This is a genomic window from Spirochaetota bacterium (genome assembly GCA_034190085.1).
In the GTDB taxonomy this organism is placed as follows: domain Bacteria; phylum Spirochaetota; class UBA4802; order UBA4802; family JAFGDQ01; genus JAXHTS01.
Window position 1 is genome coordinate 46,463 of sequence record JAXHTS010000030.1, and the last position, 18,229, is coordinate 64,691.

14 protein-coding genes are annotated in these 18,229 nt (G+C 38.9%); all 14 read right to left on the reverse strand.

Features of this window, described 5'->3' with window-relative positions; genetic code table 11:
• Positions 1-35: 35 nt before the first annotated feature.
• A complete protein-coding gene (proB, locus tag SVZ03_05620; GenBank protein MDY6933689.1) occupies positions 36-1,187 on the reverse strand; it encodes a glutamate 5-kinase in 1,152 nt (383 codons plus the stop codon).
• Positions 1,188-1,422: 235 nt separating this feature from the next.
• Positions 1,423-1,944 carry an adenine phosphoribosyltransferase gene (locus SVZ03_05625; GenBank protein MDY6933690.1) on the reverse strand — a complete coding sequence of 174 codons (522 nt, stop codon included), beginning with the start codon at positions 1,942-1,944 and terminating at the stop codon, positions 1,423-1,425.
• 21 nt (positions 1,945-1,965) lie between these two features.
• Positions 1,966-3,120: a methionine adenosyltransferase gene (metK, locus tag SVZ03_05630; protein ID MDY6933691.1), complete on the reverse strand. Its 1,155-nt coding sequence runs from the start codon at positions 3,118-3,120 to the stop codon at positions 1,966-1,968.
• A gap of 344 nt (positions 3,121-3,464) precedes the next feature.
• Complete coding sequence (argJ, locus tag SVZ03_05635) at positions 3,465-4,658, reverse strand: bifunctional glutamate N-acetyltransferase/amino-acid acetyltransferase ArgJ (GenBank protein MDY6933692.1); 1,194 nt, start codon at positions 4,656-4,658, stop codon at positions 3,465-3,467.
• Between the two features lie 95 nt (positions 4,659-4,753).
• The gene (locus SVZ03_05640) at positions 4,754-5,284 is read right to left on the reverse strand and encodes a molecular chaperone Tir (protein ID MDY6933693.1); all 531 of its coding nucleotides are present in this window, start codon (positions 5,282-5,284) and stop codon (positions 4,754-4,756) included.
• A 411-nt stretch (positions 5,285-5,695) separates the two neighbouring features.
• Positions 5,696-7,219, reverse strand: coding sequence for a response regulator (locus tag SVZ03_05645; GenBank protein ID MDY6933694.1), 1,524 nt, complete (start codon positions 7,217-7,219; stop codon positions 5,696-5,698).
• A 123-nt stretch (positions 7,220-7,342) separates the two neighbouring features.
• Positions 7,343-7,729, reverse strand: coding sequence for a response regulator (locus SVZ03_05650; GenBank protein MDY6933695.1), 387 nt, complete (start codon positions 7,727-7,729; stop codon positions 7,343-7,345).
• A gap of 38 nt (positions 7,730-7,767) precedes the next feature.
• The gene (locus SVZ03_05655) at positions 7,768-8,691 is read right to left on the reverse strand and encodes a methylenetetrahydrofolate reductase (protein MDY6933696.1); all 924 of its coding nucleotides are present in this window, start codon (positions 8,689-8,691) and stop codon (positions 7,768-7,770) included.
• Positions 8,688-9,356, reverse strand: coding sequence for a methylenetetrahydrofolate reductase C-terminal domain-containing protein (locus tag SVZ03_05660; GenBank protein ID MDY6933697.1), 669 nt, complete (start codon positions 9,354-9,356; stop codon positions 8,688-8,690). The genes SVZ03_05655 and SVZ03_05660 overlap by 4 nt, the downstream gene beginning before the upstream one ends.
• A 43-nt stretch (positions 9,357-9,399) precedes the next feature.
• Positions 9,400-9,855 carry a hydrogenase iron-sulfur subunit gene (locus SVZ03_05665; protein MDY6933698.1) on the reverse strand — a complete coding sequence of 152 codons (456 nt, stop codon included), beginning with the start codon at positions 9,853-9,855 and terminating at the stop codon, positions 9,400-9,402.
• Entirely contained in the window at positions 9,848-14,338 is a 4,491-nt protein-coding gene (locus SVZ03_05670) for an FAD-dependent oxidoreductase (GenBank protein MDY6933699.1), read from the reverse strand. Before SVZ03_05670 ends, SVZ03_05665 begins: the two co-directional genes overlap by 8 nt.
• Before the next feature lie 96 nt (positions 14,339-14,434).
• Entirely contained in the window at positions 14,435-15,301 is an 867-nt protein-coding gene (locus tag SVZ03_05675; GenBank protein ID MDY6933700.1) for a CoB--CoM heterodisulfide reductase iron-sulfur subunit B family protein, read from the reverse strand.
• Positions 15,302-15,328: 27 nt separating this feature from the next.
• Positions 15,329-17,110: a 4Fe-4S dicluster domain-containing protein gene (locus SVZ03_05680; protein ID MDY6933701.1), complete on the reverse strand. Its 1,782-nt coding sequence runs from the start codon at positions 17,108-17,110 to the stop codon at positions 15,329-15,331.
• A 232-nt stretch (positions 17,111-17,342) separates the two neighbouring features.
• Complete coding sequence (locus SVZ03_05685; GenBank protein ID MDY6933702.1) at positions 17,343-18,206, reverse strand: methylenetetrahydrofolate reductase; 864 nt, start codon at positions 18,204-18,206, stop codon at positions 17,343-17,345.
• Between the last annotated feature and the right edge of the window lie 23 nt (positions 18,207-18,229).

The following is an 18,229-nucleotide window of genomic DNA, read 5'->3' on the forward strand; positions in this document are numbered from 1 at the left end:
ATATAACATTAGTCTTGAGATATTTTATTGGGAAACTATGTACATGGATCTGCACATTCAGCTGTTATGACGAGATTATCCCTATGAATAATCTCGTCATAGGGTTTGTATCCTAAACAATTGATGATCTCCTTTGATTTTAGTCCCCTGATTTTACTAATATCACGAGAGCTGTAGTTGACAAGGCCAATACCCAGGGCCTCGTTGTGAGTATTACGAAACTCGACAGGCGCACCCACATCAAATTCTCCATTTATACTGATAATTCCGCTGGGAAGCAGGCTTTTGCCCCTCTCCAGAATCGCACTCGCAGCCCCATCATCAATAATAATATTACCCCTTGGCTTAAGGGTATAGGCTATCCAGCATTTACGGCTCGCTAATTTCCTCTCTTTTGGGATAAAGAAGGTACCATATTCTTTTCCTATAAGTAGACTATTTAGAATATCTCTCCTCCCGCCCTTTGCGATGATCATGGGTATTCCTACAGATGTGACCTTTTTGGCTGCTCTTATCTTGCTTCGCATTCCACCGGTTCCTAAAACTCCCGGGTTGTGTAATGCGATCTTTTCAATATTGCTATTTATTTCAGGGATGAATGAAATTAATTCAGCATCCTTATTTTCACCTGGGTCTGTAGTGTAAAGGCCCTCCTTGTCAGTCAATATTATTAATAAATCTGCATCCATAAGTAGGGTAATCATGGCAGCAAGATTATCATTATCTCCAAATTGTATCTCTTCCACCATAACAGTATCATTTTCATTTATTATAGGAACCACTTTCCAGGATAAGAGGGTGTAGAGAGTATTTCGAGCATTTAGATACCTTCTCCTGTTATGAAGATCATCACTTGTGAGGAGAATCTGGGCTACTTGTTTTTGATATCTCCTAAATCCCTTTTCATATTCCATTATTAAACCTGCCTGACCAATAGCTGCAACAGCCTGCCGCCTAGGGATATCCTCTGGTCGGCATTCAAGTCCAATTTTTCTAATCCCTGCAGACATTGCACCAGATGATACTAGGATGACTTCCATCCCCTTATCAATAAGGTTGGATATTTGCATTGAAATTGAGCGGATAATCCCTAAATTTAATCCTTTATCCCCTGTTAAAACTCCACTCCCAATCTTTATTACGATGCGTTTTACTGATTGAAAATAAATTTTTCTCTTCTGACTCATTAGCTTAATAATTATTGGTAAGATTAGGACCAAATTGGATAAGAACAAACTATAAGTTAATTAACAATAGTTGTAGGGACAGAGATGGGCTGAATATCAAATGCTTGTAAGGATTGTATCGTAAATATGTATTTAAAATTATGAGTTATTGAACGGATAATATGTTATATAATACAATTGATGATTATTATCTCATCCTTATAAAAATAACATAATCAATAATTGTGAATACTATCTAATATTCTATAAGGGAGAAAAGATTTCTCCCTCCTAATTTTTCCCTGCCCTTTAGAAAGGTTAGTTCAATCATAAAAATAATTAACTCCACCTCTCCACCAATCTTCTCAACCAATGTGCTCGCTGCCTTAGCTGTCCCCCCTGTTGCTAATAGGTCGTCAATGATTATCACCTTCTCGCCAGGGTTAATTGCATCCCTGTGCATTTCAATTGAATCGGTTCCATATTCCAAGTCGTAGGTCTCGGAAATTGTATCAGCTGGGAGTTTCCCTGGCTTTCTTATTGGGACAAAGCCTGCATTAAGCTCAAGCGCAATTGGCACTCCTAATATAAATCCCCTGGATTCAATACCAACAACCTTACTCACAGAATATTTCTTGCATTCTTCTGTTAACAGGATGATTGAACTTCGAAGCGCCGCAGCATCATTTAATAATGTTGTAATATCCTTAAATATTATCCCTTCTTTCGGAAAATCTGGTATATCACGAATGATTTTTTTCAGTCCTTCTCTATCCATTCTACTTGCTCCTGGAGGTGATTATTTCAATTCATTGGCCTTATCAATCCTTTCCCAAGTGAAATCCTCTTCTTCCCTACCGAAGTGTCCGTAAGATGCGGTTTGAAGATAGATAGGTCGTAGTAGATTTAATCCCTCAATTATCTCAGTAGGTTTTACTCCGAATACTTCTCTAACTTTTTTCGATATCTTCTCTTCTTCAATCGTACCAGTGCCAAAGGTGTCTACCATTATTGAGACAGGCTCAGCAACACCTATAGCATATGCTAATTGAACCTCACACCTCTGAGCAAGCTTAGCTGCAATGATGTTCTTCGCAATATATCTCGCCATGTAGGTTGCAGATCTATCTACTTTAGATGGGTCCTTTCCGGAAAAGGCCCCCCCGCCGTGCCTACCCCAGCCCCCATATGTATCTACAATAATCTTCCTCCCTGTAAGTCCTGTGTCCCCATTAGGGCCGCCAATCTCAAACCTGCCAGTTGGATTTACATATATTTGAGTATTATTGCTCATGTATTTCGATGGAATTACCTTTTTTATTACCTCTTCAATAACCCCATCTTTGATTTGTTCATATGAAGCGTCAGGGGAATGTTGAGTAGAAATAACAACAGTATCAATATGTACAGGTCTAAAATTCTCATATTGTACAGTTACCTGAGATTTTGAATCAGGGCGTATGAATGCTAGAGTCTTATCCCTCCGCACCTCTGCTAAACGCCTTACGAGTCGATGAGAATAAATGATTGGCATGGGCATCAATACATCGGTTTCATCTGATGAATATCCAAACATCATTCCCTGATCCCCTGCTCCCTGTTCTTTAAATAATCCCTCCCCTGAGGTAACGCCTTGGGAGATATCTGGAGATTGAGGGTGGATATATAGCCTAACCTCGCAAGTCTTTGCATCAAAACCCAGTTCAGGATCATTATATCCTATGTCAGAGACAACCTTTCTAGCAATAGATTCACAATCTATACGCGCTGTTGATGTCACCTCTCCAGAAACGATAATAAGATTAGTAGTAACGAGGGTCTCGCATGCAATGCGTGACTTTGGGTCTTTTGAAAGATAAGCATCAACAATAGCGTCTGATATTTGATCACAAACCTTATCAGGATGGCCTTCGGAAACGGATTCGGATGTAAATACAAAGTCTTTCATAGTCATATTACTTCTCCCAGTGTAAATATAATAGTCCTACATAAAAATACTATGTGGTAAAACAAGGTTAATTTCGAAAAATAACATCCTTTTAATATAAATAAATTCAGATTTATGGATGATTTATATCAATATTAACCACAATATTCCCTGATTTCTTTTCTATTGGGATTATTGAGTATATTCAAATAATTTGAAATGGTATTTTATGCTGGTTGGACTATTTTTACATTTAGAAATAAAATCAGTCAAGAATAAATATTTCACACTCATGGAAAATGCCAGGTCATTTATTTAGAGGTAAATTTGAGAAATAATATTAAATAATAGAATTCAATCATTCTGTATATTTATGTCGAATATTCAGAATTAATCTTTATATAATCATAGGATAGGTCAGTTGTTAAATATTTGGCCTGAGCATTTCCCATTCCAAGATCAATATTAATTGTGATCTCCCTTCTTGATAGGACATCTTCAAGGTAATTAGGATCATAGTCAGCTGGTTTACCCCTTAGGAGCAATGGGATTTTTTCAAAATAAATAGAGAGCCTATTCTCATCAACCTGGGCACCCGAATAGCCCACAGCACAGGCTATTCTTCCCCAATTAGGATCCTGCCCAAATAAAGCTGTTTTAACCAGTAATGATTCAGAGATTGACCTAGCAGCCTTCTTTGCATCATCTTCATCCATTGCGCCATTAACGCTGATTCTCAATAGTTTTGTTGCGCCTTCGCCATCCCTAACAATCATCTCTGAAAGTCTATCGAGTAAATGCATAAGCGCATCTTCAAAATTTTGGAGATCATTTTCCAGTGTTATATATTTCTTGGATATAGGCGATAAGATTATTGCTGTATCGCTTGTAGACATGTCACCATCAATTGTAATCGAATTTAGGCTTTTCATTATAGATCTGGTGAATATTCTTTTTAACATATTTTTTTCAATTGGAAAATCTGTAAGTATAAAGGCTAGTAGGGTAGCCATATTTGGAGCAATCATTCCAGATCCCTTAGCTGTACCTGCTATCCTATATTCTCCTAAGGAACTAGAAAAGGATACAGCAATCTCCTTAGGCGATGTATCAGTAGTCATTATAGCACTGGGTATTAAATCGGCATTCTCTCTATCCAAATTACCTATGAGAGATGGAATAGCGTTCTTCATCTGTTCTAATGGTAGCTGAACGCCGATGATCCCGGTTGATGCCATAAGTATAGAATTGCTATCAACATCCATTTGTCTTGCCACTTCTTGAGTAAGTGTTATAGAATTGTGATATCCCTCATCCCCAGTACATGCATTTGCATTTGTTGAATTGATAAGGATCCCATGAATGGGATTATCTATCCTCTCTCTGCATATACTTACAGCAGAAGAAGGCAATCTGTTCGTTGTAAATAGACCGGATGCATTACAGGGATTCTGTGAGAATATCATGGCAAAATCCAGCCTCCCTTTATATCGTATTCCGCATTCAATAGCTGAAAAGCTAAATCCATTAACCTCTTTGAGACCTCCACTTAGTACTTTCACCATATTGTCCTCGTAAATATATTTACCTGGATTATTAGCATAGAAAAAATGAATATTCAAGGGATTTGAAAAAATTGCGAGAATGTGAAGATATTTTGCTACTGTCCAATTAGTACACCATTGACATACTCACCTGTTAATGTCTTTCCATCAGGGTAGGTTATTGTCCCATGCCCATGCATTTTATTGTTTTTAAATTCACCAGTATATTCTGATCCATTGGGCCATGAGAATACACCTTGGCCCTCGGCTAAACCATTCTTGAAATCTCCCTTATATTTTGTGCCATCAGGATAATTGATTGTTCCTTTACCTTGCATTTTGTTGTTAATAAATTGACCGGTATATCTTTTACCACTAGGCCAAGTGTATTCTCCATTACCATGCTTTTCCCCTTTGATAAATTCACCAATATATTTTGTGCCATCAGGATATAGGAATGTCCCTTGCCCATGCATTTTATTGTTCTTGAATCCACCTGTATATTTTGAGCCATCATCCCATATATATGTTCCTATGCCGCTTGTGCAATTACCCCTCATACAGCCTGTCTTTTTAGGGACAGTCCTGCATCCATAGCTAATAAGTATTAATATTATTAAAACAGAAAAGATCAATATTGTCCTCATCTCTCCTCCAATCACTTAATATCTTTAATTTGATGGCATCCCCTAATAACATCTTATCCACACTTCTAAATTTCATCAGGATATACTATTAGTATACCGAGGATATTCTAAATATACTATATTGTATCTGGTTATAAATTTTTGATGAATTATTATGTAATTCATTTATTGAATTGTAAATTCTTTTTCTATAAACACCCCCTTATTTTTTCAGGATGTGATCTTCAATCTAAAGTTTTTATTTAAATAGTATTAATTTCTGGAGAGGCAACAATTCTGTTGCTAGCGCCTTCCGATATAAAAATTTAGAATTCGGTGATATTGATTTTGGATGTTGTTTAGGTGGTAGGTTAAACAATATTTGATGCTATCATCAACAATAATGATACTCTTCCAGATCACTTAACTCGGTTATTCAATCTTCATCGGTAATAACACCTTAAATGTGCTGCCCTTCCCTTCATCGCTCTTAACCTCTATTGAGCCCAAGTGAGCATCGATTATGTCTTTCACAATTGGAAGCCCCAGACCGGTTCCAACTATATGGCGAGTCTTGCTGTTTTTAACGCGGAAGAATCTTTCAAAGATAAATGGAAGATTCTGTTTACTAATGCCTATTCCGTTATCTGAAATAGAAAATATAAAGTAATCCTTATCCATACTGCCATCAATCTCAATTTTTCCTCCATCATTAGTATATTTTATTCCATTGCTAATAAGATTAGTAAAAACTTCCCTCATGCCATCCTTATCAGCATTGATCAAGGGCAAGTTGTCATCAATATGCAGATTCAATGAAATTCCCTTCTTATCTGCCTGGGGTTTAAGGAGATCCACCACATCCTCCATTATCTCTCTTATGTTTAGGGGAATCATTCTTTGAATTGATAAACCCGATTCAATCTTGGATATGTCCAGAAGATCTGAGATGAGTTCTAGGAGTCCTTCTCCCCTCAATTTTGCCCTTTCAATTAACTCCAGTTGTTTTCCTTCAAGCTCTCCAACCACTCCTGCTTCAATTGCCATAAGCAACTGATTCATAGTAGCCACTGGAGCCTTTAGTTCATGTGTTACCTTGGCGATAAAATCAGCCTTCATCTTATCAATAGCCTTCTGTTCGCTGATATCCTGTACAATGACTACCACTCCCAATACTTCGCCATCTTCCATTACAATGGGCGCATTATGTGCCATAAGCGATAAGGGATTATCAGCCGATATCTCTCCTGAGATATATGTATTTTCAATATAATCTCTGTTTAATACCTCAGAGATCATGTCAGAAAGATCCTTGCAGTACACACATTCATCAATCAATTTTCCAATTGAATCCTCTTCTCGAATATTCAGAAGCTTACCGGCAATTGGATTGTAAAGAATGAGCCTTTTCTCATTATCAAGAACAAGGACGCCATTGGGCATGCAGTTTAGGATTGTCTTTATTTTGCTCTTTTCATGAGAAATTGCCTGTAGTCCCTTTTCCTGTTCCCTTCTTAAAAACTCAGCCTCTAAAAGGAGAGCCTTTTTCTCAAGGGTCCTTCTAATTACCACTCTGAGCTGATCAGGGGTAAATGGTTTAGATATATAATCATATGCCCCCTCTTTCATCGCCTCTACTGCGGTTTCTACTGTAGCATACCCTGTTATTACGATAATATCTATATGCTGGGCTATTCTGTTCACTTCATGGATTACCTCTAAGCCATTCATGCCAGGCATCATTAGATCAAGGAGTAGTATATCAAATTCCTTACTTTTGATTAATTCAATTCCATCCATACCATTTTCAACTGCCTCTACACTCCACCCCTCTTTGGATAGAATTTTTACGCAACCCTCTCTAATAACAGCCTCATCATCAACCACTAATATTCTGGCTTTTTTTATCATATTCTGTGGCTTCTCATTTAATCCATTAACTAATATATTACTCATTGGAAATATTATTATATAATCTTTATACTACTTTTCTGCCATTAATATTTAAAAAGATATCTCTTCAACCTAAGGTTGGAGAGATATCAATTATATTTTATTTTAATTATTATTCTTCATCTTTTATCCTAAAAGCTTTCGTACCCTCTCTAATATTTCCTTGGGCTCCGCTGGCTTATCCAAATAATCCTCAGCTTCAGTCTCCATCCCCATCCTGGGTGTATATTTAGTTTCTGATATATGCGAAGCAACTGCAGTTAATAGTAAAATAGGTATTTCATTATACTCAGGATCGGACTTCAACTCAGAGCATAAGGTATAACCATCCTTATGAGGCATCATTACATCAAGCACCATAACATCCGGCCTATATGCTTTTACCTTTTCATATCCCTCATTGCCATCATATGCGACTTGTACATCATATCCGCCCTTTTCAATTATTAATCTTGTTGCTTCAACAAAATCAGGATCGTCATCGACAAGCAAAACCTTTTTTTTATCAGCCATTGTATCTCCTCCTAAATATTGTAAATTGTAAATAAAAATTAGGCTTTGGGCCGCGGCAAAAGACCAGATTTCTCAACAATTTCTGGAACCCTCTGCTCCCATTCAATTGCCATCAAATGAATTCCGCTGACACCTTCGATATTTTTCAATTTCTCAATTGTTTCAATACATATTGCTATTCCTTCTTCAGCCTGTTTCTCTTTCTCTACACCTTTTAATCTTTCGATCATATGATCAGGAACATCCATTCCCGGAACTTTATTTTTCATATATTTTGCCATACCTACAGATTTAAAAGGTGTCACGCCCGCAAGTATATGAACCTTTTTATGCAGTCCCCTCTCTCTAACCCCATTCATCCATTTTTCAAATTTTTCCAGATTATAGATACACTGAGTTTGAATAAACTCAACACCCGCTGCTATCTTTTTAGCAAGTCTTGGAACTCTTATCTCAAATGGATCTGCAAAGGGATTTGCAGCTGCGCCAATAAACATAGATGGAGTTCCATCCAGCTCATCACCCCCAATGAATTTACCTTCATCCCTTAAATGTTTTACAGTCTGAATAAGCTGTACTGAATCAAGATCATAGACATTTTTTGCTGTGGAGTGATCTCCAAAATGCTGATGATCACCTGACAGACAGAGGATGTTATTTATTCCATGAGCCGATGCTCCAAGAATATCACTCTGTATAGCAATTCGATTTCTATCACGCGTCACCATCTGCATAATCGGCTCTAACCCCATCTGCTTTAAAAGAATGCTAGCAGAGATACTTGAAAGCCTCACAACTGATGTCTGATTATCAGTGATATTGACTGCATCAACCGCATCCCTGAGCATCTCACCCTTCTTCTTTATTACTTCAGTGTTCACTCCTCTTGGTGGTCCGCATTCAGAGGTTATAACAAATTCACCCCTATCTAATAAGCTCTGCAATTTGCTCTGGGTTTTCATACCTTTAGATCCTCCCTTACAATCCTTCTCGGCCCACCGTCACGGCTTACGGACCAATCCTTTATTGGGATAACCTCTTCAAACAAATCCAGAGCATCCAACTCCTTTAATCTATCGTAAATAAGCTGCCAACCACAATCCACCTCTGAATCAATCTCACACTTCCCATCACTCGAGCCTCCGCAGGGACCATTTAACAGGCTTTTAGAGCATCGGGTTATTGGGCATATGCCTCCTGTCGTATCCAATACACAATTTCCGCATGCCTGACATCTCTCAGTCCATACCCCCTGCTCCTCTGTGACGCCAATAAAATTAGTATTTATTGCTGGGCTAACGTGTATCCTCCTGTATTTTTCTGCAAGAAACTGTACTCCAGCTCCACAGGCCATAGATAATACAGCCTCATAATCATCAATATAACCACGGAGTTCCTCCAAATATTCGGGATCACACTGCCTTTCAAGTGTGACTTCCTTGATCTCTATCGGATTACCCTCCTTCTCTCTTGCAATATTAATTGAAGAAGAAAGAATTTCCACCTCCTTCTGGCCACCAGCTGAACAGACGGTAACACATCCCCTGCATCCGACTAGTAATATTTTTTTTTTGTCGGATATAGTGTTAAGGATTTCATCTAATGGCTTACTTTCACCAATTATCATTTTATTCCTCCCTATCGATTGTACTCCTGAAATGAAAATATTTCTATATAGACATCTCATCTAGGTTAGCTTTATTAGCCTTTACCTCTTTGGGTCTTATTGGACTTGGACCGATTTCTCTAATCTTATCAACCATCTCCTTTGCATAAGCGACAAATTTTGGACCATCTCCAGCGCCTAAATTTTTCATCTCAACCCTTCCACTCTCAATACCTATATCCTCTAATATCCTCTTAACTCTCTCTACCCTTCTTCTTGCTCGTAAATTTCCTGTTTGAAAGTTGCAATTTCCCTCTTCACATCCAACCACATAAACCCCATCCACACCAGACTCAAAAGCCTTTAATATATGAATAACATCTACCTTGCCTGTGCATGGTACCCTTATAATTCTAATATTGGTAGAATATTGTGCTCTCATTGAACCTGCCAGGTCCGCTGCTGAATACCCTCAAAAACTACAACAGAAAGCCAGAATAATAGGTTCGAACTCATCCATAAGCTACCTCCTTTACTTCTTGAATTTCTTTAATATATTCTATGGATTCTTCGCATTTTGCAATTAACTGTGCATCTCTAAAATGCTGGAGTTCAATAGCCTTGCCTGGACAATCACTTGCGCATGATCCGCATCCACGACATAGCGCTGGATTTATCTCTGCAACACCATCATTGTTGATAAAAGGAACCTTATTTGAGCAGACTCTAACACATGTGAGACAGGCTGCGCATAACTCAGGATTAACCTGCGCTATTACAGCATCAGCCTGTAGCTTATCCTTTGATAAGACGATCGCGGCGCGAGCCGCTGCTGCCGCAGCCTGTGATATAGTTTCATCAATCAATTTAGGATTATGAGCCATTCCGCACATATAGATCCCATCATTAGCAAAGTCAACAGGACGAAGTTTCATATGCGCCTCAAGATAAAAATCATCTCTTGTTCGGTCTATCTTCAACATTGTTGATAATTCTTCATTTTCTCTTGGTATGGTAGCACTGCTTAATATCAATATATCAGGATTAATTTCAATTCTTAACCCCAACACTGGATCATTGACAGATACGCTAAGTGTTCCATGGGCATCAGTTACCTCAGGCATATTATCCAAATCATATCTTATAAAGATAACCCCCATCTCTCTTGCTTTTGTATAGTATTCCTCTAAGAGCCCGTATGTTCGAATATCCCTGTATAATATGTATACCCTCGCGTCAGGATTCATCCCCTTGATCTTTAATGCATTCTTAATGGCAACAGAACAGCAGACTCTGCTGCAATAGGGACGCTCTTCATTCCTCGATCCCACACATTGAATCATTACAAATTCTTTGCTATCCTTGATAGAGTCTTTATTATTTACTATCCTGTTTTCAAACTCCATCTGCGTTAAGACACGATCATTCTCGCCATATAGATACTCCTTTGGCTTAGACTCCTCTGCTCCGGTTGCCACAATCGTTATTCCGTGTTCAACCCTCATTGTGCGCATCGCAGGCCCAATAAGCAGACTTGTAACAAAGTTGCCCTTATAACCCTCGAAATTATCTATAACAGCATTTTTCACAACGATTATCCTCTCATGAGATTCAACACTTTTGACCAATGTATCGAGATATGCCTGAACATCATCTCCATGTATTGTATAATAGATATCCTTCAGGTTGCCCCCAAGCTCAGATTCCTTTTCAACCAATGTCACATCAAAACCCTGTTCAGCTAATCTCAATGCAGCATGCATACCAGCAAGGCCACCCCCTATAACTAATCCCTTATGTGTGACATCGAGAAACTGCTCCTGCAGAGGCGATAATAATCTAGCGTTTGCTACTGCCATTCTTACTAGGTCCCTTGCCTTCTCAGTCGCCCTTTCCTTCTCTTGCTGATGAACCCAAGAACACTGATCCCTGATATTGGCCATCTCAAAGAGATATCTATTCAGTCCAGCCTCCCTTATGGTGGACTGAAAGAGGGGCTCGTGTGTTCTAGGGGAGCAGGAGGCCACAATAACCCTGTTTAAATTATTATCGATTATTGCATCCCTTATCTTCTGCTGAGTATCCTGTGAGCATGTGTATAAATTTTCATCCGCAAAGACCACATCTGGTAGCGTTAGGGCGTATTCTTTTATTGATGGTACGTTTACAACACCACCGATATTTATCCCGCAATGGCATACAAACACGCCAATCCGCGGATCTTCGCCAGTTATATCTCGTTCAGGGGGATATTCCACCTCCTCAATCATCTCTCCCCTTGCAGAGAAGAGAAGAGACTCTGCATAGGCCGCAGCGCCGCTGGATTGAGCCACGGTCTCAGGAATATCCTTTGGCGACTGGAAAACACCTGAGACATAGATCCCATCCCTTGATGTGTTCAATGGTTCAAAGGTTGATGTTTCACAAAATCCATACCTATCAATATCAATTTCAAGCTTTTTACTCAGGTTGATAGCGCCCTGTGATGGCACCATCCCGATAGATAAAACAACGAGATCAAACTCCTCCCTTATGCTGCTGCCGGTTTCATTGATGTATTTGATAATAATATTATCATTATCAGGATCCTCCTCCAGATCAGACACCATGCTTCTGATAAACCTAACACCATGTTCATCCCTTGCCCTCTCATAGTAGGAGTCAAATTCCTTGCCAAAGGCTCGTATATCCATATAGAATATTGTTGGTTCAATTCTATTATCATGCTCCCTGGCTATGATGGCCTCCTTGGTGGCATACATACAGCAGACAGAGGAGCAATAATCATTATCGCATGTCGTGTCACGCGATCCGACACATTGAATCCAAGCGACCTTTCGTGGATGACTATTGTCAGATGGACGCATCACCTCGCCCTCAAATGGACCGGATGCTGATAATATCCTTTCAAATTGCAGGCTGGTCACAACATTCTCAAATCGTCCATATCCATACCTCCCTTTAATGCTAGCATCAAAGGGATCAAATCCGGGAATCAATATTATTGAACCTACGTCGATATTCCGTATCCGAGGAATATCATCGTGCTTAATGGCATCAGCTTGGCATGCGGCTAAACATTGCAGACATTCACAACAAATGCCACAGTCCAGACAACGCTTAGCCTCTGCTACTGCCATCTCCTGTGTGAATGTATATTCAATCTCATTATAATTTCCGGATCGGTTATTTATATCAGCCTTTTGAGCATAATGACGAGGAATGACTAAGTATGGTCTCTCATCAGGCAATTCAGCAGGTTTTTTCTCAACTATCTCACGTCCTTGGGCAATATCTTCTCCTTGAATATAACGCTTTATACTCTCTGCTGCCCTATGTCCATGATCAATAGCCTCAACAACCGATTTTGGTCCATATACAACATCGCCCCCAGCAAATACACCCTCTATATTCGTAGCAAGTGTAAGAGCATCTGCTTTAATACCCCCGCCCTGTCTCTCAATAGGTGAGTTATCGCCTATCCAATCAAGATCAGCTGCCTGACCTATTGCTATGATTATGGTATCAGTTTCGATTTCTGATTTTCGATTATAGTCAAATTCGGGATTGAATTTGCCATCATTATCAAATACCCTTGTACAGGCATTAAGACGAATTCCTGTAACATTGCCATCCTCACCGAGTATTTCATCAGGCCCCCAAGAGGGATTCAACTCAATTCCTTCCTCAACAGCATCCAGTATCTCCCATTCATGAGCCGGCATCTCTTCTCTGCTCTCAAGGGAGACCACAGCGACCCTCTCTCCTCCCTGTCGCTTTGCTGTCATTGCAACGTCAATAGCCACATTCCCCCCACCAATAACCACTACATCCTTCCCAATCCTCGGATTCTTGCCAAGGTTTACCTCTTTTAGAAAATCGATCCCCCAGATAACGCCATTCTGATCAGATCCCTTAAAAGGAATCCTTCTAGCACAGGGCAATCCTACACCAATATATACTGCCTTATAACCCTTATCCTTTAATGACTCTATTGTAAAATCCTTCCCCAGTCTTTCACCTGTTTTAACATCAATTCCAAGATCGATTATATTCTGTATATCCCAATCAAGGTATTCCTTAGGCAGTCTGTAATCAGGAATCCCATAGCGCATTGCGCCTCCCAGTTTATCCTCAGCTTCAAAGATTGTCACAGGATATCCATCCTGTATCAAATCACGGGCGCATGTTAGACCGGAAGGGCCTCCGCCAATAACAGCAGTTTTAGACCTATTCAAATCAATTTCAGCCCTTTCAACCTTTATATCCGATGCCTTGCGGTCCTCGCGAACCCTATTAGCGACAAAACGTTTAATATTATTGATAGCAACCGGTTCGTCTATCTGACCACGATTACACTCACCCTCACATGGATGATGGCAGACCCTTCCACAAATTGAGGGAAGCGGATTGCGATCAATAATGACATTATAGGCCTCCTCAAATTTTTCTTTTGCGACCAAAGCGATATAACCCTGAACATTTGTATTTGCTGGACAGGTCATAACACAAGGCGCTCTATCATTCTTATTGATAGCAAATGCATTGGGAATAGCCTGTGGATACCTCTTGTACACTGCATTCCTATAATCTAAAAAGACATTAAACTCATTAGGCATCTCAACAGGGCAGTTTTTAGCGCACTCTCCGCAGCCTGTGCACTTCTCCAGGTCAATATATCTTGGTCTTTCGAGTATTTTAACCCTAAAATTACCGGCTTCCCCCTCAACCTCCTCTACACTCGAATATGTTATAACTTCAATATTTCTATCTTTGCCTACCTCCACGAGCTTGGGCGATATTATGCACATTGAGCAGTCATTAGTAGGAAAAGTTTTGTCGAGTTGAGACATCCTACCACCGATAGAGGTTGTTTCCTCAACCAGATAAACCTTAAAACCTGAGTTTGAAAGGTCTAGCGATGCCTGTATCCCTCCAATACCCCCTCCAACAACCATGACAGCGCCAACACAGCCATTTGTTTTGTCTATTGTTTCATTCATGATTGTTCTCCAATATAGTTATGTATATAAACTGCTTATCTAAAAGTAACTATAAACCTTAAAAACAAGTAATCACTTTCTTGTAAATATTACAGGTTATAAATAATTCCTAATACCGCTAATATCAAATTCGTTGGATTCAATTTGTAATGAATCAGATTCTATTCCCATAGAGAGACCGAGAAGTTGTGTATATAGCAGAGATGAAAGACTTTCGGATAAATCTCTATCTGAGATCATCATCCTTTGACCATGATCAAATTGGAGATGACAGTAAGGACAGGCTACACATAGATAATCAGCGCCGCTATCCTTTCCGTTCCTCAACTTCTCCTCCATAATATCCATTGATAGCTCATCATTTACACCTAGAAGAGGAGCGCCGCAGCAATCTAATCTCTTGGACCAATTGATGCTATTTGCTCCGGTTATTTCAACAAGTTGGTCAAAGAGTGATGGATTAACAGGATCATCAAAATTAACTATATCACTGGGTCTCAGGGCATGACAGCCATAATGAGTGGCTATGTTAATATTCTTATAAGGTTTTATTATCTTCTCCCTTAGAGATTCAATCCCAACATCATGGTACAGAACAGAAAGCATATGTCTAATCTCAATACCGTCCTTGAATTCAAACCCTTCAGATTTTAAATAGACATTGATCTTTTCTCGTTTATCTGGATCCTCTTTCATTGTATGCTCTGCATTCTTGAGGCTTCCGTAACAGCATTTGCATAGAGTTAGAAGGTCCAAATCCTGTGATTGAGCAATAGCAATATTTCTGGCTGAAGATAGAAGATATGAATCATTATCGAAATTTCTTATCGGATAACCACAGCAGTTAAAATCAGGGATATCTATAAGCTCAATATTTAGATTTTCTAAGACAGCCCTGGCTGAGGTCTCATATTGTTTTAACCTTGCTGGTATCGTGCATCCGAGAAATAGCGCATATTTCATAATATTATCCTCATTTATATTGTAATCCTAAGCTAATTTCGCTTTATCTACACCTACATTAGGGCTATTGGCGCCCCTTTTCGACATATTTTTTAGTTTATAAAACACCTCTGTAACGCGGACTCCTTGTGGACAGTTCTCTTGACACTTATAACAGGTAAGGCAATCCCACAGCATCTTTGATCCCATTGCAATCTCTTTGAGACCCAGGGCGGCAGAATGAATAATTTGATGAGGCAGTAAACCCAAAACATCTGATGGTTCTTCATAATTACTGACTACTGGGCATGAGGAAGTGCATGTACTACAGCTAAAGCATTTTGTGTATGTGCCCGCAACGATTGATAGATCAAGCTCTGTTAGAAAGTCTCTGTCCAGCTTGGAAAGGGAGATGACCGGTTTTTCATTTTTAATCTCTTCAAGTTTTGTTGTTAGATCTGCTTTTGAAGCAACTATTGGCTTTGAATAATACTCTAAATCTATTCTATCTCTCATTAGTCCTCTACTGAATGAAAAGGGGGAGAGAACGAGCGATGTGGGATGTCCATTATGTATTAGTTGTTCCTTTACTTGAAACCAGAGATTTTTGAGATCAATCCCTGAAGGACAAACAACAGTGCATCGATCACAATTAGTACATATGTAAACACCCTCTTGAAGGCTCACCATCTCATCCTCTGTCATTTTTCTACCATTTATTAACGCCTTGATATGGGTTATTTTCTCTGATGGTAGTATATTTGAATTACCCGTCATTAGATATGCGGCTAATGCTGAACAACGAAGGCTGCATGTGCTGCAATGAGTACATGCATCTAGTTCCATGACCTGCTTTGTTGCAATGTTGGCAGGATTGCTTTCTCCATCCTCTTTAATTACAGAATTCACTAACAAGCTGATTGGAGTTGTGATAATATGAAACATCTTGCTAAATGGAAGATATGCAAGAGCCATAAAGACGGCAATAAAGTGGATATATAGTAAAAAGGTTCTAATATTGGACTTATCCAGTTCATGAGCAACGGGTTTAATAATACCAGCCGTTATGTAGCCAGTAAAGGCCCATTTGGGATTTGAGTGACATTCAGAACAATTCTCGTCATGCATTTTTTGACCAAAACGGAGAGTAGCTTCATCAAATTCCTTGGGTTCTATAGGTGGCACAATTAAAAATTCTCTTATCCAGTACAACTCCAGGCTTTGCAAATCATCTTTAGCGTCTGTTGAACTGTATTCCTCAACCATCTCCTGGTATCTGGAGTATGATGTTATCTTTACTCCTTCGAGAAGAACGCCTGACAATATGATAATAATTATTATTATGATAGCGTACACATCCATCCCGTTTGTCGAAAGGCGGGGCACTTTGAGAATAAACCTCCGATAGACTGCGATCAAAATCCCCAAAATCACCAAAAGACCAAAGAGATCTCTTAAAAACATAAACGGGTTGAGGGTTGAATAGTAGTCATCAAAGAGATTTGAGGTTATTATTTTTTCCATGGCATGCATAAACAGGAGAAGCAGGAAACCAAAATAAATAAATATATGCATTAACCATTTCAGGAAGTCTTGTTTTAGGAGTTTTCTCTGCAGTATTACGTCAAGCAAAAATACCTTTAGGAGTGTGAAGAATTTACTGCTAAAAAGAGTAGTGAAAATGCCTGCAAAGGCAGTGGCAATTCTTTTAGAAGCAGTAATATCCTCGGCATCTTTGCCTATTTTTCGAGTGAACCATATTGATAATTTATAGAGCAAGCCAAGCCCAAAAATTACCAATGATACATACAAACTGATTGTATAAAACATAAGCGGATCTCCTATATAATATGCAATTCGATTGCTGTCCAAATTTTTATAGAAAGGTCGCTTACACTATAAGTTAATACAATTCGATCGGTTCTTGTGTAGGCCACTATTCTTTGTCAATCAATCATCTACCCTGAAAGTCAGAAAAGTATATGAAACATTAAGCATTGGCAAAGCTTTGTGGGTTAATATATGTTTGATATCCTCCTTAAATATAAATATGAAATATTATCTATACCTTCGCAGCATCCAGAAAGTAAGGGATCTTAGCCTCCCAACCCATGGCCATAATATTTACCCCATTACAAAGACTCTTAAGACCATTTATAAGCTCTGCTGTTATGGCCATACTCTCCTTTTGTTTATCTCCAGCAGAGGTCAGCCTTTCAATTATGCTGTCTGGAACATCCACACCATTCACATGCTTGTTAAGAAATCTTGCAGTCGCGGCAGATTTCAATAATATCATGTTAGCAATAATGGGAATATTGAGATGCTTCACTTTATTGCTAAAATCTCCAAATGCCTCAAGATCAAAAACAGCATCAGTGATAAAAAATGTAACATCCTGTTTACGCAGATGCTCAATTTTATCGATTAGAATTTTTTCTGAGGTATTAAAGTTTAAATATGCTCCAGTATTTAATTTGGGCGTTCCATCAAGAGTATTATCATTATGATCTACACCATTTTTCATCCCTGCTACAATAGAAATCAATTCAACAGCGGTAACCTCGTTAACTGCTTTCGCATGTGGATGATCACCAAATGTTATATCATCCCCATCTGTAATATATATATTTTCAATTCCTATAAAGGATGCGCTGAGTATATCTGATTGTAGTGCAATTACATTTTTGTCTCTACATGTAATATTTGCAATAATATCAAAACCCTGATTTTTCAAAAAAGAGCCGGTGGCAATAGAACCCATCTTCATTACTGCACTCGGCATATCAGTTACAAGAAGGGCATCAACTCTCCCTTTTAGGTGATTGACTGTTTCAAGAAGCGATGACGTATCCGTGCCCTTTGGCGGATCAATCTCTGCAATGATCACAAAATTACCGCTTTGAAGGCTATCGATAAGACCCATTTTGTCCCCCCTAACTAAAATTG

What these genes read in the sequence shown, in the direction of transcription:
- proB (MDY6933689.1), bottom strand. Translation starts at nt 1,187, where the DNA reads ATGAGTCAGAAGAGAAAAATTTATTTTCAATCAGTAAAACGCATCGTA.
- SVZ03_05625 (MDY6933690.1), bottom strand. Translation starts at nt 1,944, where the DNA reads ATGGATAGAGAAGGACTGAAAAAAATCATTCGTGATATACCAGATTTT.
- metK (MDY6933691.1), bottom strand. Translation starts at nt 3,120, where the DNA reads ATGACTATGAAAGACTTTGTATTTACATCCGAATCCGTTTCCGAAGGC.
- argJ (MDY6933692.1), bottom strand. Translation starts at nt 4,658, where the DNA reads ATGGTGAAAGTACTAAGTGGAGGTCTCAAAGAGGTTAATGGATTTAGC.
- SVZ03_05640 (MDY6933693.1), bottom strand. Translation starts at nt 5,284, where the DNA reads ATGAGGACAATATTGATCTTTTCTGTTTTAATAATATTAATACTTATT.
- SVZ03_05645 (MDY6933694.1), bottom strand. Translation starts at nt 7,219, where the DNA reads ATGAGTAATATATTAGTTAATGGATTAAATGAGAAGCCACAGAATATG.
- SVZ03_05650 (MDY6933695.1), bottom strand. Translation starts at nt 7,729, where the DNA reads ATGGCTGATAAAAAAAAGGTTTTGCTTGTCGATGACGATCCTGATTTT.
- SVZ03_05655 (MDY6933696.1), bottom strand. Translation starts at nt 8,691, where the DNA reads ATGAAAACCCAGAGCAAATTGCAGAGCTTATTAGATAGGGGTGAATTT.
- SVZ03_05660 (MDY6933697.1), bottom strand. Translation starts at nt 9,356, where the DNA reads ATGATAATTGGTGAAAGTAAGCCATTAGATGAAATCCTTAACACTATA.
- SVZ03_05670 (MDY6933699.1), bottom strand. Translation starts at nt 14,338, where the DNA reads ATGAATGAAACAATAGACAAAACAAATGGCTGTGTTGGCGCTGTCATG.
- SVZ03_05675 (MDY6933700.1), bottom strand. Translation starts at nt 15,301, where the DNA reads ATGAAATATGCGCTATTTCTCGGATGCACGATACCAGCAAGGTTAAAA.
- SVZ03_05680 (MDY6933701.1), bottom strand. Translation starts at nt 17,110, where the DNA reads ATGTTTTATACAATCAGTTTGTATGTATCATTGGTAATTTTTGGGCTT.
- SVZ03_05685 (MDY6933702.1), bottom strand. Translation starts at nt 18,206, where the DNA reads ATGGGTCTTATCGATAGCCTTCAAAGCGGTAATTTTGTGATCATTGCA.